The 23841-nt window shown below is 70.4% G+C and carries 23 protein-coding genes and 2 pseudogenes; 11 read left to right on the forward strand and 14 right to left on the reverse strand.

Annotated elements, in window-relative coordinates; all coding sequences use genetic code 11:
- Positions 1 to 300: 300 nt before the first annotated feature.
- The 3 genes from ACTWQA_RS29400 (at position 301) to ACTWQA_RS29410 (ending at position 2648) form a co-directional block, all read left to right on the forward strand.
- A complete protein-coding gene (locus ACTWQA_RS29400) occupies positions 301 to 885 on the forward strand; it encodes a TetR/AcrR family transcriptional regulator (RefSeq protein WP_443162294.1) in 585 nt (194 codons plus the stop codon).
- Positions 882 to 1643: an alpha/beta fold hydrolase gene (locus ACTWQA_RS29405; protein WP_443162295.1), complete on the forward strand. Its 762-nt coding sequence runs from the start codon at positions 882 to 884 to the stop codon at positions 1641 to 1643. Before ACTWQA_RS29400 ends, ACTWQA_RS29405 begins: the two co-directional genes overlap by 4 nt.
- Before the next feature lie 852 nt (positions 1644 to 2495).
- Positions 2496 to 2648, forward strand: coding sequence for a hypothetical protein (locus tag ACTWQA_RS29410; RefSeq protein ID WP_443162296.1), 153 nt, complete (start codon positions 2496 to 2498; stop codon positions 2646 to 2648).
- 223 nt (positions 2649 to 2871) lie between these two features.
- Here the strand turns inward: ACTWQA_RS29410 and ACTWQA_RS29415 are convergent, their stop codons facing one another.
- Positions 2872 to 4704 carry a rhamnogalacturonan lyase gene (locus ACTWQA_RS29415; protein ID WP_443162297.1) on the reverse strand — a complete coding sequence of 611 codons (1833 nt, stop codon included), beginning with the start codon at positions 4702 to 4704 and terminating at the stop codon, positions 2872 to 2874.
- A gap of 311 nt (positions 4705 to 5015) precedes the next feature.
- Between ACTWQA_RS29415 and ACTWQA_RS29420 the strand changes: the two genes are divergently transcribed.
- The 3 genes from ACTWQA_RS29420 to ACTWQA_RS29430 are packed head-to-tail and all read left to right on the forward strand — an operon-like array spanning position 5016 to position 7578.
- A complete protein-coding gene (locus tag ACTWQA_RS29420) occupies positions 5016 to 5900 on the forward strand; it encodes a TIGR03619 family F420-dependent LLM class oxidoreductase (RefSeq protein WP_443162298.1) in 885 nt (294 codons plus the stop codon).
- Positions 5897 to 6028 carry a hypothetical protein gene (locus ACTWQA_RS29425; protein WP_443162299.1) on the forward strand — a complete coding sequence of 44 codons (132 nt, stop codon included), beginning with the start codon at positions 5897 to 5899 and terminating at the stop codon, positions 6026 to 6028. Before ACTWQA_RS29420 ends, ACTWQA_RS29425 begins: the two co-directional genes overlap by 4 nt.
- Positions 6025 to 7578 (forward strand): AMP-binding protein, encoded by a 1554-nt coding sequence (locus ACTWQA_RS29430; RefSeq protein WP_443162300.1) that lies wholly within the window; start codon positions 6025 to 6027, stop codon positions 7576 to 7578. Before ACTWQA_RS29425 ends, ACTWQA_RS29430 begins: the two co-directional genes overlap by 4 nt.
- Before the next feature lie 41 nt (positions 7579 to 7619).
- On the opposite strand, the gene ACTWQA_RS29435 is transcribed toward ACTWQA_RS29430, so the two are convergent.
- From ACTWQA_RS29435 to ACTWQA_RS29450, 4 genes are all read right to left on the reverse strand, one after another.
- Positions 7620 to 8393, reverse strand: a complete 774-nt coding sequence (locus ACTWQA_RS29435) for a TIGR03943 family putative permease subunit (RefSeq protein ID WP_443162301.1) — start codon at positions 8391 to 8393, stop codon at positions 7620 to 7622.
- Positions 8390 to 9043, reverse strand: coding sequence for a TIGR03943 family putative permease subunit (locus ACTWQA_RS29440; RefSeq protein ID WP_443162302.1), 654 nt, complete (start codon positions 9041 to 9043; stop codon positions 8390 to 8392). Before ACTWQA_RS29440 ends, ACTWQA_RS29435 begins: the two co-directional genes overlap by 4 nt.
- Positions 9040 to 10029, reverse strand: coding sequence for a permease (locus ACTWQA_RS29445; RefSeq protein WP_443162303.1), 990 nt, complete (start codon positions 10027 to 10029; stop codon positions 9040 to 9042). The genes ACTWQA_RS29440 and ACTWQA_RS29445 overlap by 4 nt, the downstream gene beginning before the upstream one ends.
- 67 nt (positions 10030 to 10096) lie before the next feature.
- Complete coding sequence (locus tag ACTWQA_RS29450; RefSeq protein ID WP_443162304.1) at positions 10097 to 10918, reverse strand: SDR family oxidoreductase; 822 nt, start codon at positions 10916 to 10918, stop codon at positions 10097 to 10099.
- A gap of 627 nt (positions 10919 to 11545) precedes the next feature.
- Between ACTWQA_RS29450 and ACTWQA_RS29455 the strand changes: the two genes are divergently transcribed.
- Together ACTWQA_RS29455 and ACTWQA_RS29460 are read left to right on the forward strand one after the other, a co-directional pair.
- Positions 11546 to 12442 (forward strand): RNA polymerase sigma-70 factor, encoded by an 897-nt coding sequence (locus ACTWQA_RS29455; RefSeq protein ID WP_443162454.1) that lies wholly within the window; start codon positions 11546 to 11548, stop codon positions 12440 to 12442.
- Positions 12443 to 12908: 466 nt separating this feature from the next.
- On the forward strand, positions 12909 to 13271 hold the full coding sequence (locus tag ACTWQA_RS29460; RefSeq protein ID WP_443162305.1) for a DUF1304 domain-containing protein: 363 nt from the start codon (positions 12909 to 12911) through the stop codon (positions 13269 to 13271).
- Between the two features lie 17 nt (positions 13272 to 13288).
- Here the strand turns inward: ACTWQA_RS29460 and ACTWQA_RS29465 are convergent, their stop codons facing one another.
- From ACTWQA_RS29465 to ACTWQA_RS29495, 7 genes and pseudogenes are all read right to left on the reverse strand, one after another.
- Positions 13289 to 14275 (reverse strand): NAD(P)-dependent alcohol dehydrogenase, encoded by a 987-nt coding sequence (locus ACTWQA_RS29465; RefSeq protein WP_443162306.1) that lies wholly within the window; start codon positions 14273 to 14275, stop codon positions 13289 to 13291.
- A gap of 318 nt (positions 14276 to 14593) precedes the next feature.
- Positions 14594 to 14710, reverse strand: a pseudogene (locus ACTWQA_RS29470) (LuxR C-terminal-related transcriptional regulator); the annotation flags it as partial.
- Positions 14711 to 14897: 187 nt separating this feature from the next.
- Complete coding sequence (locus tag ACTWQA_RS29475; protein WP_443162307.1) at positions 14898 to 15650, reverse strand: class I SAM-dependent methyltransferase; 753 nt, start codon at positions 15648 to 15650, stop codon at positions 14898 to 14900.
- Entirely contained in the window at positions 15650 to 15979 is a 330-nt protein-coding gene (locus ACTWQA_RS29480) for a hypothetical protein (protein ID WP_443162308.1), read from the reverse strand. The genes ACTWQA_RS29475 and ACTWQA_RS29480 overlap by 1 nt, the downstream gene beginning before the upstream one ends.
- 427 nt (positions 15980 to 16406) lie before the next feature.
- Entirely contained in the window at positions 16407 to 17063 is a 657-nt protein-coding gene (locus ACTWQA_RS29485; protein ID WP_443162309.1) for a maleylpyruvate isomerase N-terminal domain-containing protein, read from the reverse strand.
- A gap of 225 nt (positions 17064 to 17288) precedes the next feature.
- Positions 17289 to 18077: an SDR family NAD(P)-dependent oxidoreductase gene (locus ACTWQA_RS29490; protein ID WP_443162310.1), complete on the reverse strand. Its 789-nt coding sequence runs from the start codon at positions 18075 to 18077 to the stop codon at positions 17289 to 17291.
- 82 nt (positions 18078 to 18159) lie between these two features.
- Complete coding sequence (locus ACTWQA_RS29495; RefSeq protein WP_443162311.1) at positions 18160 to 18705, reverse strand: helix-turn-helix domain-containing protein; 546 nt, start codon at positions 18703 to 18705, stop codon at positions 18160 to 18162.
- Positions 18706 to 18723: 18 nt separating this feature from the next.
- Between ACTWQA_RS29495 and ACTWQA_RS29500 the strand changes: the two genes are divergently transcribed.
- Positions 18724 to 19923: a pyridoxal phosphate-dependent aminotransferase gene (locus ACTWQA_RS29500; RefSeq protein ID WP_443162312.1), complete on the forward strand. Its 1200-nt coding sequence runs from the start codon at positions 18724 to 18726 to the stop codon at positions 19921 to 19923.
- Positions 19924 to 20071: 148 nt separating this feature from the next.
- Positions 20072 to 20200: pseudogene (locus ACTWQA_RS29505) on the forward strand (transposase); the annotation flags it as partial.
- 77 nt (positions 20201 to 20277) lie between these two features.
- Here ACTWQA_RS29505 and ACTWQA_RS29510 read toward each other — a convergent pair.
- On the reverse strand, positions 20278 to 20436 hold the full coding sequence (locus ACTWQA_RS29510) for a MerR family DNA-binding transcriptional regulator (protein ID WP_443162313.1): 159 nt from the start codon (positions 20434 to 20436) through the stop codon (positions 20278 to 20280).
- 398 nt (positions 20437 to 20834) lie between these two features.
- Entirely contained in the window at positions 20835 to 22940 is a 2106-nt protein-coding gene (locus ACTWQA_RS29515) for an AfsR/SARP family transcriptional regulator (protein WP_443162314.1), read from the reverse strand.
- Here ACTWQA_RS29515 and ACTWQA_RS29520 point away from each other — a divergent pair.
- A complete protein-coding gene (locus ACTWQA_RS29520; protein ID WP_443162315.1) occupies positions 22903 to 23805 on the forward strand; it encodes an alpha/beta fold hydrolase in 903 nt (300 codons plus the stop codon). The two genes, ACTWQA_RS29515 and ACTWQA_RS29520, sit on opposite strands and share 38 nt — an antisense overlap.
- The last annotated feature ends 36 nt before the right edge of the window (positions 23806 to 23841 follow it).

Here is a 23841-nt window from a genome sequence, read left to right on the forward strand (position 1 = left end):
CGACTCTCGCCGACCGGGAATGATCGCGATCAAGCGGGGAGGTATCTGGCCGCACGTGGGGAATCCCGTGGCCATCACTGGGGCGGTATCTGGCCGCCTATGGGGAGCTTCTCATGACCGCCGTCACTCGTGACAATCAGGAGCTCAAGATAATGCTCGCTTGCGAAACAGGACGCCGCACCCATCTCGGCATGGTTCCTCTCTTGGACTCCATCCATCTGGATCGGGGGCGGACGACATCGCTTGCCTATCGAGAGCTATGCTGTGAACAATAAACCAATCTGTTCAAATGGAGACAACATGCGGTCGGCGTTCTCCGAGGAAGAGCGGTTGCGAATCACCGAGCAGTTGCTCGACACCGCCACCCACCTCTTCTCGCCCCAGGGGCTGCGCAAGACGTCCCTGGAAGAGTCGACTGCTCCCGCGGGCATCGCCAAGTCCTCGCTGTATGCCTTCTTCGACTCCAAGGAGGACCTGTACTTCGAGGCGATGCCGCGCCAGAGCGAACAGGTCCGGCGCCGGGTGATCGACGAGGGCCTCAACCGTGGCGCCGACACCCGCGACGCGCTGCGCCGCTTCTTGCGCGCCACGATCGCCGAACTCGACAGCAATCCGCTCTACCAGCGGCTGATGTCCCACCCCCAGGAGATGGCCGCGGTCGCCGCCAAGCTCACCCCCGAGCGCATGGCCGCAGCGACGGACGGCCCGATGGCCGATGTGCTCCAGTTCCTCAGCACCCATCTGAAAGACGATCCGCAGGTCCTGCTCGGCGTGCTGCGCGCGGTCCTGCTGACCCCGCTGCACGCCGAACACCTAGGCACCGAGATCTACCCGGCCGTGATGAACCGTCTGATCGACGCGGTCACAGAAGGGATCACCCCATGATGAACGGCCTGCCGTACCTGTCGGCCGGCGCGGGAGCACCCTTGGTCGTCCTGCTCTACACCCCGCAAGCGGCCAACCCGACGGGCCTGGCACGCTGGTCCACGATGCGGATGGTGCGACCGTTCACCAAACACTTCACCGTCTATGTCGTCAACCGGCCACCCGGGCTGCCGTCAACCACGACGATGGCCGACCTCGCCGCCGTCTACGCGCAAGCGATCAAAACCACCTTCGAGGGCCCGGTGAACATCCTGGCCATCTCCACCGGCGGCTCCATCGCCCTGCAACTTGCCGCCGACCATCCCGGCCTGGTCAACCGTCTGGTCCTGGCGGGCACGGCCTGCACTCTCGGCCCTGTCGGCAAGCGAGCCCAACGTAACTACATCGAACGCGCACGCCAACGCAGGCGGCCCAGCCCCGCACTGGCCGAGATCGTTACCGAATCAGCGATCGGCCAGAGACTGCTCCGCTGCCTGCTGTGGCTGTCGGACAGCGGCCACAAGGACCACAGCGACGCCGTCACCGTGCTCAACGCCGAAGACGGCTTCGACCTGCGCGGCCGGCTGCACAACATCACGGCGGCCACGCTGCTGATCCAGGGGGGCAAGGACCTCGTCTACCCGCTGGAACTGGCCCGGTACACGGTCGAGGGCATCCCCGACGCCCAAGTCGTCGTCTACCCAGGCCGCAGCCACAGCGGCACATTCACCGACAAGCGCTTCACCTCCGACGCACTGGCCTTCCTGACAGGCGCGTGATCAAACTCAGCGGCCGCCTGGGTGCGCCGGATACATCATCCACACCGGCGCAACCAAGTCTCCTGGCAACCGGCATGAGCGCCTGCGCCGAAAGTCGCCGACCTGCGCGATGGGCACGCCACCCTCGCTGAGGCAGCCGGCGCCTTCCTGACCACCCCACACACGGCCGACCCCGACACCCACCGCGCCTGCACCCCGCCTTGGCCGCGATCGGCGGCTGGTCGAGATCGCCGATGTCAAGATCGGCCAAGTGCTCGCCGAGCGGTAGGGGCAAGCGCGCCGGCGACGTAGAACCGCAGTCGCGCTGCCGTCGCCTCCTGGCTGATCTGGTGCCGCGTCAAGAGGCATTGAGCCGCGCCGTCGGGTCCGGCCGACGCAGAACGCCGTGAGGAAACTGCCGCCGAGACAGCGCGGTCGCCAAGATCACGATCCACCGGCTGCTGTGGCGCCGCGACATCCCGCAGCCAGCCATCAACACCAATATCACTGCTGGAGCCGTCACCACTGTCCTGCAGAGCATAACCAGCTGCGAAATCCCCACCGTTCCCGTCAGCGTGCACACGAGTACGGAAATCCGTGCAGGCGACTTCGGAATTCGACACGGCCTATCCGGCACGGCTGTGCTGTCCCGCAACGTACCCCCGTTTCGGGACGGCCCTCACGCGCCTCAAACGACCTTGAAAAAGCTGTCCTGAGGGCGGAACCCGTCGATGCCGGCCGCGACCGGGTCGGGGGCGGGCGCGATGTACTCGGCGACGGCCCGGCGGCACCAGGCGGTCACTTCCGGGCCGGCTCTGCCTCGATCTCACTGCCGAGCTGGGCGTCTGCGATGCGCTCCGCGACCTTGGCATCGTGCCGCCGCTTCCTGAGCGGCTGCTCATCGCCGCGGGCGCGAGCCTGGATGAGGCCAAGCAGATCGTGGCGTTCATCCACAGTGAGTGCCGGCCGCGGCCCTTGCGGGCCTTTGTCAGCCGGATGCCGGACGGCCAGTGGCCGAGCTGCTGAGGCGTATCCGCGGCGGACATCAGATTGCGGGAGTGCTGGTCCCAGGTGATCTGCTGGAGGGGGCACACCGACGGGGGCGCTCTGCTGTTGAAGGTCTATGCCCATCTCATGGCGACGTCTGAACAGCGGATGCGGCGGGCCGTCGATGCGGCGCTGCGACGGCCCGCCCATCTCGCCTGACGGCCCACAGACGGCCCAGGAGATCATTTCGGGTTTGGTGAGCTCACCTCACGTAAATGTCTGGCCTGGTCGGGGTGGGCATGCGGTCACCGATGAAGAAGCTCGTGTGCGGCGGCTGGTTGTAGGCGGTGTTCTGCCAGGCGATGGAGACCCGGTAGAGGGGGTCGTGCATCAGGGTGTAGATGCGCCGGTCGGTCGGCGTGGGCGTGGCGTAGATGCGCAGCGCGCGGTTGTCGCTGGTGGGCCAGACGACCTCCTCGCGCCAGTCGCCGAACAGGTCTCCCGACAGCGACGGCGTGGCCTTGGTGCCGTTGTTGGAGTGCACGCCCGACGCGGTCAGCAGGCGGGTGTCGGCGCTGGTGCCGTACTTGTCGATCCTGGTCTGGTCGAGCAGCTCCCGGACGGGGTCGCCGTCCCACCAGGCGAGGAAGTTGATGGAGGAGGGCTTGCGGCCGGCGGTGTTGCCGGTGACGCTGCGCAGGTTCGCGTCCGCGGCCGACCAGAACTCGCTCGCGACCCTGACGGTCGAGATGTCGCCCGCCACGCCGCGGCCGTTGTCGCTGCCGGTCGGGGTGGACCACAGGATCTGGCCGTTGCGCGGGTCGATGTAGAGGGAGCCAGGCTGAGAGGTGGACTCGCTGACCTTGAAGTACTCCAGGCCGGCCCGGGCCGGGTCGAAGTCGCCCAGGTGCTGGGCGTCGCCGTGGCCGGTGCGCGTCGTCCACATGCCGGTGCCGTTGTCGTTCACGGCCATGGCGCCGTACACGATCTCGTCGCGGCCGTCGGCGTCGATGTCGCCGACGGACAGGCTGTGGCTGCCCTGGCCGGCCCACTGCGAGCCGGCGGAGTTGCTGTCGAAGGTCCAGCGCTTGGTCAGCGTGCCGTTGCGGAAGTCCCAGGCGGCGATGACCGAGCGGGTGTAGTAGCCGCGGGCCATGATCAGCGATGGGCGCTCGCCGTCCAGGTACGCCGTGCCGGCCAGGAAGCGGTCCACCCGGTTGCCGTAGTTGTCGCCCCAGGAGGAGACCGTGCCGCGCGGCGGGTCGTAGCCGACCGTGGACATGGCGGCGCCGGTCAGGCCGTTGAACATGGTCAGGTACTCAGGGCCGGCCAGGATATAGCCGCTGGAGTTGCGATGATCGGCGCTCGAACTGCCGATGACCGTGCCGGCGCCGTCCCTGGTGCCGTCGGCGGTCTTCATCGCGACCTCCGCCCGGCCGTCGCCGTCGTAGTCGTACACCTGGAACTGGGTGTAGTGCGCGCCGGCGCGGATGTTGCGGCCCAGGTCGATGCGCCACAGGCGGGTGCCGTTGAGCCGGTAGGCGTCGACGTACACGTTGCCGGTGTAGCCGGACTGGGAGTTGTCCTTGGCGTTGGAGGGGTTCCATTTCAGGACGAACTCATACTGGCCGTCGCCGTCGAGGTCGCCCACACTGGCGTCGTTGGCGCTGTAGGTGTACGCGACCCCGTCCGGCGTCGTGCCGCCCGAGGGCGGCTGGATCGGCACGTCGAGGTACGAGCCGCCGGTGAAGCGGAGCGAGGCGGGTGAGGCGGCCTGCTCGACACCGCCGACCACCGCCCGGACCGTGTACGAGGCCTCGGCCGCGGCGCCGTTGTCGAGGTAGTTGGTGGACGTGGTGAGTCCGGTGGCGACCCTGGTGGAGCCGCGGTACAGGTTGAACGAGACGCCGTCGGGGTCGGTGCCGAGCAGCCGCCAGGAGACGAGGTTGCCTGAGCCCGACCGCACGCTGATCAGCCCGCGGTCGAGGTCCTCCATCTGCTTGGTGGGCGGGGCCGCATGAGCGGGGGCTGCGGTCGTGGCGGTCGCCGCTGCGAGGGCGAGCACGACGGCCGCGCCGGCCTTTCTTAAGCGCATCGCGTGATCCTCTCCTTAGGTGGTAAGCGCTTTCCCATTGGGCAAAAAGAAAGTTTCATGGGGTCGAGTGGACGGGTGTTAGCGTTAACGTCGCTGCGCCGACGCCTTGGAGGCGGGGTTGACCTGCGGGGATGGTCATGTGGCCTCCTCATCGGCGACGGGGTTTCGGGCAGCCGGGGCTCGGCGTATTAAAGCCCTCCTCACTCCCGGGCCGCAAGCGTCTGTGAAGACGAGGCCGGAGGGTTGCCTTGACGCCGGTGGCAGGGTTCTAGCGTGGTCGGGACCTGACTGCCGGAACGCCGGAGGCGCGCATGAGGATGACGTTCGGGACGAACTACAACACGGCCCACTTCGGCGCCGATCCCGAGGGGATCGTGGAGTTCGCCCGGCATGCCGAGGAGTGCGGCTTCGAGTCGCTGTACCTGCCCGAGCACGTGGTCCTGTATCCGGGTGCCAAGGTCGGGCCCTTCGTGCTCCCGCCCTCGCTGCCGTACGTGGATCCGCTCGACTGCCTGAGCTTCGTCGCCGCGGCCACCCGGCGGATCCTGCTCGGGACGGCGGTACTGCTGCTGCCGTACCACCATCCGGTGCCCCTCGCCAAGCGCCTGGCCACCGTCGACGTGCTGTCCAAGGGGCGGATGCGGCTGCTGACCGTGGGGCTGGGCGCCCTGCCGGGGGAGGCCCGGGCGGTGGGGGTGGATTTCGCCACGCGGGGGCGGCGCGCCGACGAGGCGATCGACGTGCTGCGGCTGCTGTGGGGCGGCGGCGAGGACGGCGTGGGCTTCGCGGGGGAGTTCTTCGCCTTCGACGACCTGTGCAGCTTCCCCAAGCCGGACGGGGTCGCCCGGTTGCCGATCCATGTGGGCGGATCGAGCCGGGCGGCGGCGCGCCGGGCCGGGCGCCGCGGCGACGGCTACTTTCCCGGCGGGGCGCTGGACGCCAGGGAACGGGCCGCGCAGTGGGAACTCGCCCGGTCGGCCGCCGTCGAGGCCGGGCGGGATCCGCAGGCGCTGGAGTACACGCGGTGGGGGGCGATCGACATGACCGAGGAGGATGTCGAGAGGCTGGCGGGGCAGGGCGTGACCCGGATCGTGGTGAGTCCTGCCGCCGCGGAGCCGCAGGCGCGACGTGATGAGCTGTCGGCGTTCGCCGAGCGCTTCGGCCTACGCGCCGCCGCCGCGGCCGTCACCGGGTGACGACCGGGCAGAGCGCGGCCACGTCCGGGCGGCGGGTGCCCGGTGACCCCCTGCCCGGGGAGGGGTTCCAGGGCGGCGCGGGCGGGTACACGTACGGCCTGCGTGAGAAGGGCCGGGTGCGCCGATGATCGGAAGGCTGGCGGAGCTGGGCGGCTTCGGCATTGAGGCCGTGGTCACGCTCACCCGCAACGGGCTCTTGGCGCCGGTGCCGCCTGCCGCGCTGGCGCGCATGGTGGAGGCGTACCGGCACTTCCATGTGAGCCCCGCCGCGGGCGTGGCCATGGCGGCGGCGCGCTGGCCGGAGCGGCGGGCCGTCGTGGATGAGGCGGGGTCGCTCACGTTCGCCGAGCTGAACGAGCGGGCGGCGGCGCTGGCCGCGGGCCTGCGCAGGCGGCATGGCGTGGGTCCTGGGCGGACGGTGGCGGTCATGTGGCCCAACGATCGCGGCTTCCTGACCGCGGTCGCCGCGGTGTCGCGGCTGGGCGCGGACCTGCTGCTGCTCAACACCGGGCTGGCCGGGCCGCGGCTGCGGGAGGTGCTGCGGCGCGAAGGCGCGCACGCGCTCATCGCGGCGCCGGACCTGCCGCCGGTCGACGTCGCCGGCCCACGCGTCACCGACCTCGACGAGCTCACCCGCGAGGGCGGCCTGAGCGGCGCCGGCCCGCAGGAGCCGCCGCGCCGGGCCGGGCGGCTGGTGCTGCTCACCTCTGGCACCACCGGCACGCCGAAGGGCGCGCCGCGCTCGTTGTCGCCGGCCGGGCTGGCCGAGCCGTTCATCTCCATGCTCGCCACTGTTCCGCTGCGCAGCGGTGAGCCCCTGCTCATCGCGCCGCCGCTGTTCCACGGTCTCGGCCTGCTCTGGTACGGGGCCGCGCTGGTGCTCGGCTGCCCGGTCGTCCTGCTGCGCCGCTTCGACGCCGGGGCCGTGCTCGACGCACTCGCCGCCGAGCGGGCCGGTGCGCTGGTGGCCGTGCCGATCATGCTGAAGCGGCTGCTGGCCTGCGCGCCCCGCCCGCTGCCAGACCTGCGGGTGGTGCTCTGCGGTGGTTCGGCGCTCCCGCCTGCCCTGGGCACCGCCTTCATGGACGCCTATGGTGAGGTGCTTTACAACCTGTACGGCTCGACCGAGGCCGGCTGGGCCTCCCTGGCCACGCCGGCCGACTTGCGTGCCGCCCCCGGCACCGTCGGCCGGCCGCCCCGCGGCGCCACGGTCCGCGTGGCGGGCCCGGACGGCGCCGAGCAGCCACCGGGCGAGGTGGGCAGGGTGCTCGTGGCCGGCGGCCTGACGTTCACCGGCGCCGCGGACGGTCTGCTGATCACCGGCGACCTGGGGCACCGCGACGACAGCGGGCTGCTGTTCATCGACGGCCGCGACGACGACATGATCGTCTCCGGCGGTGAGAACGTCTTCCCGCAGGAGGTCGAGAACCTCCTGGCCCGCCGGCCCGGCGTCGCGGATGTGGCCGTGCTCGGCGTGCCGGACGAGGAGTACGGCCAGCGCCTGGCGGCGTTCGTGGTCCCGGAGGAGGGGGCGGCACTGTCGGCCGAGGAGCTCAGGCAGGCGGTCAAGGCGGAACTGGCCGGGTACAAGGTGCCACGCGACATCACGTTCGTGGACTCCGTGCCGCGCAACCTGACCGGCAAGGTGGACCGGCTCAAACTCGTCTCTCGCGCCTGACGCAAGAAATCTACAATGTAAAGGCGCTCACCTGAGTGTCGTTACTCGTACGGTGCGCCCGGGGCGTCGACCGGCTCCACCTCGGTGGCAGCCAGTACAGGGACGGCCGTCCGGGCGGCGGGGATCCAGGTCCCCGTGACGCGTACCCAGGTGTCGGCCGCGGGTGCGGGCGCGCCTTTGACGGTGACCTTCATCGTCTGGGCATCGGCGGCGCAGCAGGCGATGCGCAGGCGGGCGAGGTGCCATCCGCCGGCCGACGGCACGGCGAAGCCGGTCAGCCGCACGTTTTTGCCCTTCAGTGAGGCAGGCGCGGACCAGGCGCGGCCGGCGAACTCGCTGATGGTCACGTCGTTGACCCGGCCGGTTTTCAGCGGTGGCAGTTCGGCGTCCACGACGGACGGCGGGGGAGGGGCGGGGGCGTGCTCGGTCCGCTGGACGGCGTACGAGCCGAGCGCGGGTGGTGCGATGAGGAAGATCACGGCCACGGGGAGGGCCAGCAGCCATGCCACCCGGATCTGTTCGTGGTGTTCCGCGTGGGCCGCCGGCGAGCTGGGGATCGCAGGCTCGCGGCCGAGCAGTCGTGCCAGGTGCAGCTCTTCCTCGAACAGGGCCGGAGCGATCGCCGTCCGGCGTCGGCGCCGCCGTTCCGCGGCCGGGACCGCTACGCCGAGGACGGCGAGCACGGCGCCGGCGGCGATCAACAGTGGCCGGAAGCCCGGCTTGACGTAGTTGGCGAAGTCGGCCGAGAAGACGGAGATCCACAGCAGCGCCCCGCCGAGCAGGAGCAGGAGCGAACTCTGGGAGGAGCGGTTCACGTGGGCTCCTCGTACGGTTCGGCGGGTGGTTCGATCCTGACGACCTCGGTCGCGGCGATGGCAGGCGGCACGTAGTCGGAGGGGATCCCGTCTTTCCGCGGCACCCACGTGCCGGTGACGCGTACCCAGGAGTCCTCGGGCGGGGCGGGCGCGCCGTTGACGGTCACCTCCAGGGCGAGCGCGTCCGCGGCGCAGCAGTTGATCCGCATCCTGGTCAGCTGCCAGCCGCGTCCGGATGTCACGACGAAGCCGGTCAGCCGGACCCGCCGGCCGGTCAGGGAGGTGCCGTGGGCGCGGCCGATGAACTCGCCGAGTGTCAGGTCGGCGGCCGGCGGCCCGGCGTAGGCGGTCGCGGGTGGGGGAGCGCCGGTGTGGCGGCGGGCCGCGTACGAGCCGAGCGGGGGCGGCGCGCCCAGCACGATCGCGAAGACCGGCGCCGCGAGCAGCCATGCCACCCCGGGGGCGTGGCTGCCGGGCCGCCGCCGGAAGGCGGTCGCCAGACCGAGTGCGACCAGCACCGCGCCGGTCGCGACGAGCGCGGGCCGGAAGCCGGTTCTGACGTAGTTGGCGTACATCGCCGAGAACGCCGACACGCTCAGCAGGGTCGCGCCGAGCACCACGAGCAGCCACCCCTGGGTCTGGCGGCTCACAGCAGTGCCCAGCCCGTGGCGAAGCTGACGATGATCGCCAGGGCGAGCGTGAGCGGCAGGAACCGCCAGGCGAAGGCCCGGCCGAAGGTGCCGGCGTGCAGCGCGATCAGCTTCAGGTCCACGATCGGCCCGACCACCAGGAACGCCAGCTTCGCCGTCGGTGAGAACGTCGTGAGCGAGGCCGCCACGAACGCGTCCGCCTCGGAGCAGATCGACAGCAGCACCGCCAGGAACGCCAGCACCAGCACGGACACCACGGGTACTCCGCCGAGCGCGGTGAGCCATTCGCGGGGGATCACCACGTTCAGCGTCGCCGCGGCGAGGGCGCCGATGACCAGGTAGCCGCCGGCGTGCAGCAGGTCGTGGCACATGGCGTCGAGGAAGGCGCCCCACCGGCCCTGTCCTGGTTCGGCGTGGCGGCGTGGGGCGGGCAGCCAGGCGGCGCGACCGAGCCGCGCCCAGATCCAGCCCGCCAGCACGGCCACCACCAGCGAGGCGGCGAAGCGGGCCACGACCATCGACGGGTCTCCGGGGAAGGCGACGGCGGTGGCCACGAGCACCACGGGGTTGATCGCGGGGGAGGCCAGCAGGAACGCCAGCGCCGCCGGCGCCGCCACACCCCGCGCCATGAGCCCGGAGGCCACCGGCACCGACGCGCATTCGCAGCCCGGCAGCACCGCCCCGGCGATGCCCGCCACCGGCACCGCCGCGTAGGGGCGGCGCGGCAGTGCCCGTGTCCAGAACGACGGGGGCACGAACGCCGTGATCGCCGCCGACAGCGCCACCCCGAACACCAGGAACGGGATCGCCTGCACGCAGACCGCCACGAACACCGTCGCCCACGTTTGCAGCGCCGGGTCGCTCAGGTGTGGCGCGAGCAGGAACCTGCCGGCCACCAACAGTCCCACCAGCACGAGAAACGCCCAGGGGAGCCCGAAGGCCGGGCTGGAGCGTTCGCGGGCCGGCCGGTCGGTTGCCGCGGTCATCTGATGGTCGCCCTCCGTGGCCGGTTTTCGGAGGGTTCAGTATGGCATGCGGGGGTGACAACCGTTTTCAGGGTGTGAAGTGTCGGGCGTGCTCCCGTACCCACTGCTCGAACGTGCGCGGCTCCCGGCCGGTGATCTCCCGCACCGTCGGCACGACCGTGTAGGCCTCCGGGGGCGGGTCGCCCTGCCAGGAGGCCAGGAGCTCGATCAGCTCCTCGTCGAGGCCGGCGCGCCGCCACCGCTCGCGCGCCTGCTGCTCGGTCAGCTCGTCGAAGTGGAGCTCGCTGCCGAGCACCTTGCCGATCGTGGCCAGCCTCTGCCGGGCCGTGTACGGCTGCGGCCCGGTCAGGGTGTACGCCTTGCCGCCATGCTCGCCCTGGGCTAGCACCGCGGCGGCCACCGCGCCTACGTCGGCCTCGTGGATCACGGCCATGGGGACGTCGCCGAACGGCTCGGACACCCGCCCTTCTGCGCGGATGTCCGGCGCCCAGCCGAGTGTGTTGCTCATGAAGTCCACCGGCTGCAGGCGCGTCCATTCGACGTCGCCGCGTTCGAACGCCTCCTCCACGGGGCCAGGCCGCCCGTTCCAGAGCAGTGTCACGCGCCGCACCCCGGCCTCGGCGGTCATCGTGGCCAGCTGGGGGCCGGTGCGCAGCGTGGCGTAGTCGTCGCCGCCCACGGTCAGCAGGTGCACGCCGGTGACGCCGCGCAGCGCGGGCCGTACGCTGTCGGGGTCTGTCAGATCGCCTTCGGCCACCTCGACCTGGCCGGGGAGGCGAGCTCTGGCCGGGTGGCGGGTCAGGGCCCGCACTCGGTGGCCCAGGCGGAGCAACTCTTCGACGACATGCCGACCGGCCTTGCCGGTCGCTCCGGTCACGAGGAACCTCATGCCGCCGACGCTAGGCAGGCTTCCGCCCGCCGCCTCGGCCTTTGGCCGGAGGCTCCGGGCGGACTTCCGTCCTAGGCCCTGTCGCAGGCGGTGCCGCGCATCGACCAGTCCACGATGAGCAGCGCGATGTCGCCGGCGAGGATCCCGCGCGGGCCTGGCCGACCTACTGGCGGCGGGGCCAGGGCGGATCGGGGGAGTGCGCGCCGATCTGTTGGAGGTGGGGCGGTCACGGCTCGCAACGGGTCGACCAGGCAGCTCGTCCACTTATAAATCTACATTGTAAAGGCAGCCGCTTGGTGCGCAACCTTCATAAATAGAAACCCCAACGAGGGCAGCAACGAATGCCCGATGCCGATGGCTCGGGCTGACAGGGCCATCACAAAAGCAGCGAACCTGAAAGAGCCCTCGTATCCGTTTCGCCACGGGGGGCGAAGATGACGATGCTGATCAGGAGCGCGAAGGCGTTGAGCGGGCTCGGTGTGCGGAGGGAGTGCACTACGCTCTTTGCCGTTTTGGTGTCACAACAGGGCAGGGTCCGGCGTCTTGTGGGTGACACAGTTGAGAGCCGGCAGACAGGAGCCACCCATGGCCAGCGTGGCCGACAGCGCCGGAGGTCGCGGCGGGGACATGAGCGAGGAAGGCAGCTCGGACCCCGCTACTGACGCGTTCGTCGCCTACCGCAGCCTGCTGTTCACCGTCGCCTACGAGATGCTGGGCTCGGCCGCCGACGCCGAGGATGTCCTGCAGGAGACGTGGCTGCGGTGGGCGGACGTCGACCTGGACACGGTGCGGGATCAGCGGGCGTATCTGGTCAAGATCGCCACTCGGCAGGCGCTGACGCGGCTGCGTACGCTGGGCCGGCGCAAGGAGTCCTACGTCGGTCCTTGGCTGCCGGAGCCGTTGCTGACCGCGCCGGATGTGGCCGAGGATGTCGAGTTGGCCGAGAGCGTCTCGATGGCGATGCTGCTGGTGTTGGAGACGCTCACGCCGGCTGAGCGGGCGGTGTTCGTGCTGCGCGAGGTGTTCGATCTGGGTTATGACGAGATCGCGGAAGCCGTCGGCAAGAGCGCGTCCGCGGTCCGGCAGATCGCTCACCGGGCGCGGGCTCACGTGGCGGCGCGTCGGCCGCGTGGTGTGGTCTCCTCGGCCGAGACGCGTGGTGCGCTGGAGGCGTTCCAGCGGGCGGTCGAAACGGGTGATCTGCAGAGTCTGCTGGAGATCCTCGCCCCCGACGTTGTTCTCCTGAGTGATGGTGGTGGGGTCAAGCAGGCGGTGCCGCGGCCGATTGTGGGGGCCGGCAAGGTGGGTCGCTTGTGGGCGGTCGGCCTGGGCAGGGTCGGTGCCGCGATGTCGCTTGAGCTGGTGCAGGTCAATGGCGGTCCGGCGTTGCTCGTCCGGCTCAATGGGGAGATCGACGGTGTCTTGGCTGTGCGGGTCGAGGACGGTTTGGTCACTGGGCTCTACTATGTGCGCAATCCTGAGAAGCTGTCGCGGGTGGAGCGGGAGATTGCTGTGAGTCGCTGACTCCGGGATGTGGTCGGGTCCGCTGGCATCGCGGGTGATGACGTTCGCCGCCCGATCCGTCGTCGTACCAGGACTGGGCTTGCTGCGGCCCGCTTGCTGGAATGTTGCACGGGTGCCGCATACGTGAGAGAGCGGCGCGATCATGTGGGCTGCAGTCGCCGTGCAAGCGGCACGTGATCAGCTATGGGCATCGGAACGGACAAGGCGGGCCTGTCAGGCTTCGCGTATCAGCGTGGGGATGGACGATGGCATCGATCGTCTTCGGGACACTCGCCGTCATTGCATTGATCGTGGGCGTGGTGTTGTTCCTCGTGTTGAGGAGGAAGCCGCACACCCGGGTCGGGGCGTATGTCAGCGCGTCTGCGAGCCGGGTCGCGTTCCCTTCGCACGAGGGGCCGGCCCGCGCTCACTTTGGTGTGACTCTATGCTTCCATTCTCGGGCACGAGCTATTGAGGAGAGCCCACCGTGAAGGTGTTTGCGGATGTCGTGGTGGCGGCGGTGGCGTTCCTGCACGCCTACATCCTGGTGTTGGAGATGTTCCTCTGGACGACGCCTCGAGCGCTGAAGGCCTTCGGAACGGACCGGGATTTCGCCGAGCAGACCAAGACGCTGGCCGCGAACCAAGGCCTCTACAACGGCTTCCTCGCAGCAGGGTTGACGTGGGGTCTGATCGCCGACGACCCGGTCGGGTTCCAGGTGAAGATCTTCTTCTTGGTCTGCGTCGGTGTGGCCGGCCTCTATGGGGCCGCCACGGCCAGCAGGAGGATCTTGTTCGTGCAGACGGTTCCCGCGCTGATCGGGCTGGCCCTGGTTCTGCTGACCCGCTGAAGCCTTCCGGACCTCGGTCAGTTGCCGTTGTGCTCCATGGTGATCAGGACGCTGCCCTGCCTGCGGCCGGACTCGACGCGCCGGTGCGCCTCGGCGGCCTCTGCCAGCGGGTAGCGCCTGTCGATGGCCGGCCTCATCTGCCCTGCTTCGGTGATCTGAGTGAGGAAGCGCAGGTCTTCGGCCTTGTCAGTGGTGGGACGCAGGCCGGTGAAGGCGATGATCGCCCGCTTGTCGCCGAACTTCCGCGTCCAGAACGACTGCAGGAGGATCCCCGGGGAGGGGACGGTCGACAGGTAGACGCCGCCACTGTTCAGCACGCGCCTGCTCCGCGAGAACGAGCTCTTGCCGGCGGCGTCGAAGACCACGTCATAGGTGCGGTTGAGGCGGGTGAAGTCCTCTTGGGTGTAGTCGACGATTTCGTCGGCGCCCAGCGATTTCACCAGCTCCAGCTTGGCGGTGCTGCACACTCCGGTGACCCGCGCTCCAAAGTGCTTGGCAAGTCGCACCGCCGCCGCGCCCACGCTGCCGGCGGCGCCGTTGATGAGGATCTCCTGCCCCTCGCGCAGATGTGCGTTGTCCCGGAGGAACGGCAGGGCGGTCAGTACGCCGTCCAGGACGGCGACGGCCTGAGCGTAGTCCAGGCCGGCCGGCATAGCGGCCAGTGCTCCATCCTCGGGCACGCACACATACTCGGCGTGGGCGCCCAATGCCGGACCGGTGTCCCCGAAGACCTGATCGCCCACGCTGAAGCGGGTCACGTCCTTGCCGACCGCCACGACCTCGCCGGCGAATTCGCTGCCCAGCGTCTTGGCCTTCGGCTTGATGGGACCGGTGAACATCCGCGCTAAGAACGGGCTACCTACGCGGAAGATGGCGTCCGTCGCGGTCACCAGGGCGGCGTGAATTCTCACCAGCACGTCCTTGTCGCGGGGGGCGGGGGTTTGGACCTCTTCGATGCCCAGAACGTCGGGGGCGCCGTACTTGTAGTAAGTCACTGCTCTCATGGGGTGTCCCTTCTCGAGTGGAGGTGCGGTGGGCGCCGGATCGCTCCATGTAAAGAACCTTTAACACGGTCTAATGTAAAGCGCAGCAGACATCGTGTCAATAACTCTTAACATCAGTCGCCGGCCGGAAGGCGTCTCTGGAGATCAAGAGGCATCCGGCGGATCGCCATGCCGCTAGGGACGAGATTGCCCACTTCAACAAGATCCCTTCGCCTCTATCCTGGTCGAGAGGGGCGATCCACGTCAGGTCCTCAGCTCGACCAGTGCCCGGGAGGCGAGACGGCGGGCATCCGGGTCAGGGTGTCGCCGGGGTGAGGTTCAGCCGGTCAGGCCGGCGTCGTGGGCGAGCAGGGCGATCTGGGTGCGGTTGTTGAGGTCGAGCTTGTCGAGAATGCGCGAGACGTGGGCCTTCACGGTCGCGATGCTCATGAACAACTCAATTGCGGGTGCGGTCAGTCGTGGATGGGTACGGGTAGACACGTTGTCCCTCACGACCGCGCCTGCCTTCTTGCGGCGGACCCCCGGTACGACGCGGGCTGTGGACGTGTCTGTCGCCGGTGCGGGATGCGTGTCGTTCGCCAGGGCGAGTTTTGCTTGAGCGAGACGGTGCTCTCGCCTTCGATCACGCGGACTCGCAGACGCAGAGTTGAAGCGGCGTGTCCACGGCAAATGGCCGGCCGGACCAGTCGCCGAAGCGCTCGACGAGCCGAAGGCCGCCGAGCGAGACGAGCAGCGGCAGCTCCTGCGGGAAGATGCTCCTGATTTCGAGCGGGGCGACGACGAAGTCGGGCTCGGAGTCAGTCGAGAGGTGCCACGTCCCGCGTGTGACTTGCGCGGGCGCATCGTAGATCTCGGCGACATCGACGCTGACGTTGCCACGGTCAGGATCCATGAACGACAACGACTCCCGGGCGCGTCGCACGCCATCGGCTTCGGCAAGGAGGCGCACGCTCGGGTTGAACACATCGAAGACGAGCCGTGCTCCAGGCGCCAAGTGTCTTCGAACCGACCGGAAGCAGCTCACCAGATCCTCAGCCTCATGCAGATGCAGCAGGGAATTGGCTGTGATGAACACGAAGTCGAATGTGCGGCCCAGATCGAAGGCCCGCATGTCGCCCTGCGTCCATTCCACCGCCACACCGCGCTCATTCGCCTTACGCTGAGCCTCAGCCAGCATGTCTGACGAGAAGTCCAGGCCGGCGCACGGATGCCCGTCGGACGCGATGGGGATCAGCTTGTGCCCGGTGCCGCACCCGAGTTCCAATACGCGCCCGCCTTGCCGATTGGCCTCGGCCCGGTAGAAGTCGACTGCGGGCCCGCCGCCCGGGAACATCAGGTCGTACAGCCTCGCGTGCGAGTAGAACGCTTCACTCATCAAGCGCCTCCTCCTTTCCGACTCATCCGCAGCTGACCGTGGTGGCCTGCTGATTCAAGCGTGTGTGCCACAGCCGCGACAACAGCTTTACCGTCATCCGCGCCAACCTCGGCTTCGCCGCGGTGATGACCCGCCACACCAAGATCAAAAGCTAATCGTTGGTTTTTGCTGGAAGCTACGGGCGGGCCTACCTGGCCATCCTGATGGGCCCCGAGCAACGCAACACCCACCGTGCCTACCGCTCCACCCTTCGCGCTCTGACCGCCGAATTCGCCCCGCCCGGCACCCATGTCCCGCTCGCCGAGCTCGATGATGAAGAGAACGTCCACCGACCCACCACACGGTTCGCCCACCAGTGGAGCGGCCGGGCTGCCGCTACCTTCAACCGGCACCTGGACGCGCTCCGTTCCGCGGTGACCTTCTGGATGGACCAGGGATGGCTGACGACCGATCCGACCCGGCGGCTACAGCGGCGGGGGCGCGCCCATGATCGAACTCATGCACTGACGGTCGCCGACATCGAAGTATTGCTCGACCTGGAGGTGCCGCTCCGAGAGAAGACGCTATGGACGATGCTCTACGAGACGGCCGCTCGCGCCAGCGAGGTACTCGGCCTCGACATTGAGGATCTGGACCGGCGCAACCGACGAGCACCGCGCGCCTCCCGAGATCGGCTCGTCCTGGAATCGAGCATGGCTGCGGGCGCGGCAGGTTCGCAAGAGGGGCCAGGCCCGAAGATCCCGTTCGGGCAGACGGTCATCCGAGGACGAGCGGGAGTTTCGCGGCCAGCTCGCCCAGTGCGGCCTTCTCCGCGTCGCTCGCGGCACGCCGTCCGGTGCCGACCAGCAGCGCGTCCTTGTCGGAGAACGACGCGGGGAACGCGGCCCCGGCGATCTTCTCCAGCATCTCGCGGGACCGCGCGAGCCCCTCCGCGGGCGGTCCCGCCACCTCCGGCAGGTGCGCGACCAGGTCGAGGTGGTGCAGCGTCCACTCCAGGACGTACGCGGAGAGATAGTCGCCCGCGGTGAGGACCTCATCGCGGGTGGCGACCCGCAGGCCCGGGTCGGCGAGTTCGGCGGCGCGGCCGGCGGCGGAGCCGACGTCGTCGAGGTGGAACTTGAGCAGCCGAGGCTCCTCATACGCGGCGGCCAGCCGGACGATCAGCGCGTCCAGCGGGTCGTCCCCGGTCGGCGGCGTTTCGGCGACGTGCCAGTAGGTCACCGCGTCGCGGGTCGGTTCCGTTGCGGCGGGGGTCACCAGGGTGATCAGGACGTCCTGAGCGTCGATGACCAGATGGCACACCAGGTCCCGCACGAGCCAGCCGGCACAGCCGGACGGCTGCGCGAAGTCCTCGTCCGGGAGCTCGGCGACCGCCGTGCGCAACGCCGTCCACGAGCGTGAGAAGAGATGCACACCGGCACGGTAGTGCGGTGCCGCAAGGGCGGACAAACACATGGGGACGGTCATCCCACCGGTGAGAACACGGGCAAGCATCTGTTGGCGGCCGGTGTCCACCGCGTCCTGGCCACCGAGGGGATGTCACCACCATCGTCTCCTTCAGAGGGCGTGGTGCTCGAGGGGTGTAGGTGCGCAGCTCGGGCACTGCCCATGCGATCGCTGCCACATAGAGCTCCACGGTCAGTGAGCGGTCCAGCCGCCGTCGACCGGCACGATGGCACCGGTGATGTAGGAGGCGGCGGGACTGGCCAGCAGGAGGGCCGCCCCGGTGAGTTCGGCCGGGTCGGCCCAGCGGCCGGCGGGCACTTGGTGCTCGAGGAACTCGCGCACGTGCGGGTCGTCATCGACCCGCACGTTGAGCGGGGTGCGGAACGGGCCCGGGGCCAGGGCATTGACGCAAATGCCCGTGCCTGCCAGCTCGACCGCGAGACTGCGTGTGAACTGGACGACGGCCCCCTTGCTCGCGGCGTAGCCGGTGCGGCCGGCGGCGCCGACGAGACCGAGGGCACTGGCGAGGGTGATGATGCGCCCGTATCCGGCGGCGCGCATCACCGGTACGGCTGCTTGGCAGGTCAGGAACATACCGACGACGTTGACCTCCAGGCAGCGCCGCAGGGTGGTCACGTCGAGGTCTTCGATGGCGCCGCGGGCCTGGACGCCCGCGCTGGCGACCAGGACGTCGAGGCGACCATGGCGGGCGACGACCGTGTCGATGAGGTCGCGAACGCCGCCTTCGTCGGTGACGTCACAGACCACGCCAGCGGCGTGCCGGCCGGTGGCGGCCGTGATCTCTGCCGCGGTCTGCTCGCAGGCCTGTCGGCGTCGGCCACAGACCACCACGGTGCAGCCCGCGTGGGACAGCGCGACGGCGATGGCCTTGCCCAGTCCGGAGGACCCGCCGGTGACCAGCGCCACCTGGTCGGTGAGATCGGCGTCGGGGAAGGTTCTGGCGCGCGTCGGTTCAGGCATGTCGGTACCCCTCATCTTGCGCCGGTGGGTCGGCGGAAATGAATGACTCTTCTGGTGACCTTTCGTCCTGCCGATGCTCCGGTCAGCTCTCCGGGTGCACCATGAGGAGGACAGCGCGGTTGTGCGCGGCCTGACCTCGGTACAGGTGCGGGCGAGCGGCATTGAACCGGATGGAATCGCCTTCGGCGAGGTCGGTGGGGGAATCGGCCGGGCCGGTGGTGACACGTCCGTGGGTGAGCACGAGGCATTCCTCGACGCCGGCCAGGTGAGCGTCGGAGTGCTGGGTGCTCTGGGCAATGGCGATGTCGTAGACCTCCACGGTGCCGCGCAACCTGATGCGGTGGAGGAGACGCGCGCCGACCGCGTCGCCTTCGACCTGCGGCCGCCTATCGCTGACGCGTACCACCTCGACCATCGGGGCGGGCGTCTCGAGCAGCTCACCGAGGGACGCCTTCAGCGCGGTGGCCAAAGCCCACAGGGTGCTCAGGGTCGGGTTGCCCTGGCCCTGTTCGATGCCATGCAGCGTGGTCTTGCTGATGCCGCTGGCGGACGCCAGGTCGGCCAGCGATATCCCGGCCGCCGTGCGCAGCCGGTGCACGTTCTGCCCTACCACTTGCGTAAGATCCATGCGTATCAGCATAGTGATATGACCATACCAGCAAAATGGTTCGATCTTGGAGGCGGCATGACGGTGACGCGGCTGCGCGACATCCCAGGCATCGGCGTGGACACGATTGGCGACGCGGCCGATGCGGTGAGCGACCCAGAGTTCTTGCGACTGGAGAATCTCGACACCGACCTGCGGCCGCCAGCCGTTGCCATCGCCGCCACGCATACCGCCATCGACGACGACGCGGCCAACAGCTATCTGCCGTTCCAGGGGCGTCGCTCCCTACGCGAGGCCGCTGCGGCGCATGTCGGGCGCATCTCAGGGCGCCGCTACGACGGCGACACCGAATGCGTCAGCGTGGCCGGCGGGCTCAACGGCATCCTCAACACGCTGCTCGCAACCGTGGAACCCGGGCAGGAGGTCGTGCTCTGCGACCCCATCTACGCCGGCCTGGTCAACCGGGTCCGGCTCGCCGGCGGCACCCCCCGCTTCGTCCCCGCACAGCCCACCGCGGACGGCTGGACCGTCGACGCCGAACGACTCGCCGACGCGGTCGGGCCCAATACGGCGGCGGTCCTGATGATGGGGCCGGCGATGCCGACCGGCCTCGTCCTGGACGACCGCCACTGGTCCGCCCTCGCCGACGCCTGCGAACGCCACAACGCTTGGCTGATCTACGACGCGGCCATGGAACGCATCCGCTTCGACGGCCGCCCACCCAGCCACCCGGCGACCCACGAGGGTCTGGTACGGCGCACCATCACCGTCGGTTCGGCCTCCAAGGAGCTGCGGCTCATCGGCTGGCGCGTCGGCTGGGTCGTCGGCCCTGCCCCCATCATCGCCGACGTCCGCCTCGTCGGCTTGACCAACGTCGTCTGCCAGGTCGGCCTGGCCCAAGACGCCGTGGCCGCCGCACTGGACGCCCCCGACGCCGATGCCGACGTCGCCGCCGCCACCGCCGAATGGCAACGGCGCTGCGAGACGGTCCTGCACCAGCTCGCCGCCTACCCGGTCATCCGACCGCACGGCGGCTGGTCGCTCCTCATCGACACCAGACCCCTGGAGCTCACCGCTGTCGAACTATCCCAACGCCTGTTCGACCGGGCGAAGATCGCAGCCACCCCCATGGACGGCTGGGGCCCCAGCGGAAGGCATTACCTGCGGATGGTGTTCGCCAACGAACCCGTCGAACGCCTCACCAGCCTCGGCGACCGCTTCCGCCTGGCCATCCGATGACAGGCCAGCACGAGGAGTACCTGGACCTCCACCTGCGTTGGGCAGACCGAGTCCGCGACTACGAGCCCTACGACGAACCGCTGGTGACCGAGCTGACCGGCTTGCGCAGCGTCGCTGAACTGCGCCAAGCGACCACCTCCGCACATACCCGCAGGACGGCCACCTCTGGTCCCGCTCCTATTACGCAGGCTCAACCGGCGGTGCGAACCCGGACACAGTCCGCACCTACCTCCAGTCCCACAACCCACCTCAACAACGAGGCCGGCGGGCGTGGTGACGCTCGGCCGCAAAGAGTGCGGGTTTGGGCACGCCCCAGGCCCTGAGGGCCTTCCCCCGCCGGTCTTTTCCCTCCGCCTAAAGGCGGGAGCACTGACCCGCACCTCGGTAGAACCGATATCCGGACCCGCCGTCCACCGCCGCCGGCCGCAGCAACCCAAGCTCGTCATACAGCCGCAGCGCCTTCGGCGACAGCCGGGCGGCCCGGGCGAACGCCCCGATCGTCAGCAGCCGCACCACTCCTCCTCCTGCAGGCCACCGCGGCCGGTGCCGAGGAAACTGCTGCTTCACCCAAGGGGAAGGTCAACAACGGACCCGGCCCGCGCCTCCCCGCCTGGGAGACTAGAGGTCACCGGTGCGCGTGGGTGGCCGCTATCCACCCGGAGTCACGGTCGCGCCGGGCAGTGACTCCTTGCGAGCTTCCCGCGAGCCGACGACGGCGTTGAGCCCGCCGTTGACGGGCTGCGCGACCGCGTCGCCGGAGACGAAAGGCTTCGACGCCTCCCCCTCGACGGCAACTCCGAGCGGCCACGGAGGCCGCGACCGTAGCAGGTGGAGACCGTTCGGCATCGCGGCCGCCGGTGCGCCGCATACAGCCCTCGCTCGTGTCGTGCCCCGGTGACGCAGGACGGCGGCTACGTGGAGGTGTCGCGGAGCGCGGCGGCGAGGGCGGCGAGGTGGTCGGAGACCGGGCCCAGCGTGAGCAGGCCGCTGCCCGCGCCCGCCAGCTCCCCGGCCGCCGGGGCCAGCGCGGTGCGGGCGCGGCGCATCGCCTCCCGGTCGCCGACGGCCACCGCAGCCCGCGCCACCAGGCACCACATCGCCTCCATCAGCAGGTCTCCCGGCGGTTCCGGCAGGGCCGCCAGTGCCGCCGCGGCCTCGTCGCGGCGGTCGGCGGCCAGCAGCAGGGGGCGGACCCACGGCTCGTACGGTCCCCAGTCCGCCTCGCCGGTCCCGGGCGGCAGGCCGCGGCGCACGCGCGCGCAGAGCGACGCCAGCGGCAGCAACCCGCGCTCCAGTCCCGGCATGCCGGCGCCGTCCAGCCGCGCGGCCGCCCGGCGGTAGGCCGCCTCCACCTCCTCAACCGCCGGCGCCGACCCGGTCACGTCGAGGCGAAGTGCCCGGTACCAGGCGGTGAACACGCTCACCAGCGGCAGCTCATGCCGCTCGGCCAGCCGTTCCGCGGCGGCGGCATGCTCCTCGGCGACCGCGAAGTCGGCCCGCGCGCACCGTGCCTGCAAGCGGATGAGATGCCCGAGCACCTCGAAGGTGACCAGCCCGTGCCGGGCCGACAACGCCACCAGCTCCGCGCCGACCTCGTCCCGGCGACCGGCCAGCCCCGCACGCGAGAAGCTCTGCATGAACACGCCGTTGAGCGCGAAGGCCAGCAACGCGGGATCGTCCAGCCGGCGCGCGATCTCCTCCGCCTGCCGGGCCGCCGCACCCCCACGCGCGGCATGCGTGCCGCGCGACTCCAGCGCGATCGTGGCCAGCAGCCGTGCCCGTACCGCGTCCGGCGTGCCCGGCGGGAGTGCGGCCAGGGCGCGTTCAGCCGCCGCCACGACCTGCGCCGCCTGCTGCGCGTCATCCGAACGGGTCCAGACCGCCGGCACGTCGTAGGAGCCGATCACCCGCGCCGCCAGCTCCGCCTCGCCCAGCTCCTCGGCCGCCGCGATCGCCGCCACCCGGTGCCGGCGTGCCGCCTCCAGGCCCGCACCGCCGGTCACGGCCAGATCGCGCATCAACGTCACCGTCGACTCCAGCCGCGCCCTGGCGCCCGCCGGCACACTGCGGTCGTAGGCGGCCGCCGCCTGCGCCCACACCGAGCCCGCCGTACCCGGCAGTGGGTCAAGATGCGGGGCATGACGCAGGATGTCGGCCTCCAGCCCGCGCAGCCGCGGCCCCGGATCCACCCCCAGCTGCTCAGCCAGCAGGCCGCGCGCCCGGCGCAGCACCGCCAGCGCGTCGCCTTGCCGGCCGGTACGGTACAGCGCCAGGGCCAGCAGCCGCCAGCCGTCCTCCCGCCAGGGATTCTCGGCCACGTGTGCGTCCAGGTCCGGCACCGCCTCGCCGGCCAGCCCCAGAACCAGCAGCGCCTCGGCCCGCCGCTCAATCGCGTGCAGGCGCAGCTCGGCCAGGCGCGAACGCTCCGCCCGCGCCCAGTCCTGGCCGGCGAACTCGGCGTACGAAGGCCCGCGCCACCAGCCCAGAGCCTCCTCCAGCCGCTCGAGAGCCGGCCGCGGCGGCAGCGCCGCGGCGGCGGTGACCGCCTGCTCGAACCGCCAGGCGTCCACCGCGTCCGGGGCGGCGCGCAGCGCGTACCCCGGACCTTCGGTCACCAGCAACCGCGGCGCGGCGCGCGGCGGCCGCTCCGGCTCCAGCGCGCGGCGCAGCGCCGCCACGAACGTGCGCAACGCCGCCACCGCACCCGGCGGCGGCTCGTCCTGCCACAGGTCCCCGGCCAGGCGCGTCACCGGTACGACGCGGCGGCGGGCGACGATGAGACGGGCCAGCACCGCGCGGTGCCGCGGCCCTTTGACGTCGACCACGCCACCGGCCTCGTCCCAGGCCGTCACCGGCCCCAGCACCCCGAACCGCACCGTTCGACCACCCTCCTCAGCCAGCCACGGTAGCGCGCTGATCGGATGCTCATTCGCGCCCGGCACGCTGAACGGGTCACCTTCGGCAAAGGAGCCCACCATCATGACGACCCCCAGCAGCGACACCAGCAGCGGCGCCATCGCCGGCTTCGACTACCGGCGCGTCCCCGTCGCCGAAGACGTGTCACTCAACGTGGCCGTCGCGGGTAAGGGCAGCCCCATCGTGCTGCTGCACGGCTTCCCCCAGACGCACCTGATGTGGCGGCACGTCGCCGCCGACCTGGCCGCCGACCACACCGTCATCTGTCCCGACCTGCGCGGGTACGGCGCCAGCGACAAACCCGCCGAGAACGGCACCGCCACTTACGCCAAGCGCACCATGGCCGCCGACGTCGTGGCGCTGGCCCGTGCGCTGGGCCATGAGCGGTTCGCACTGGCCGGGCACGACCGGGGCGCCCTGGTCGCCTTCCGCGCCGGACTCGACCACCCGGCGGCGATCACCCACCTGGCCTGCCTGGACGTGCTGCCGACCCTGGACATGTGGCAGGTGATGCGCGGCGCGGGCGCGGCCGTCGGCTTTCACCTGTACCCGATGGCCCAGCCTCCGGGCCTGCCCGAGGAGATGATCGCCGCCAGTGCGGACACGTTCTTCGGCCACTTCCTCGACCTGTGGGCCGGCGACCCGCGGGCGATCCCGGACGGCGTGCGCGCCGCGTACCTGCGGGCCTGCCGCCAGGCGATCCCCTCGATCGTCGCCGACTGCCGTGCCTCCGCCGGGATCGACGCCGAACACGACCGGGCCGACCGGGAGGCGGGCCACCGGCTGCGGATGCCGGTCACCGTGCTGCAGCAGGACTGGGGGGCGGCGCTCGGCTACGACGCGGCGGCGCTGTGGCGTGCCTGGGCGCCCGACCTGCGGCACGAGACCGTCACCTGCGGACATTTCATGGCGGAGGAGGCGCCCGCCGACGTCGTCAAGGCGCTGCGTGCCCTGCTCACCCGCTGACGGGCGCGAGCAGGGCCGATTCGTGCGGCGCCGACC

Source organism: Nonomuraea sp. 10N515B (assembly GCF_052245915.1).
In the GTDB taxonomy this organism is placed as follows: domain Bacteria; phylum Actinomycetota; class Actinomycetes; order Streptosporangiales; family Streptosporangiaceae; genus Nonomuraea.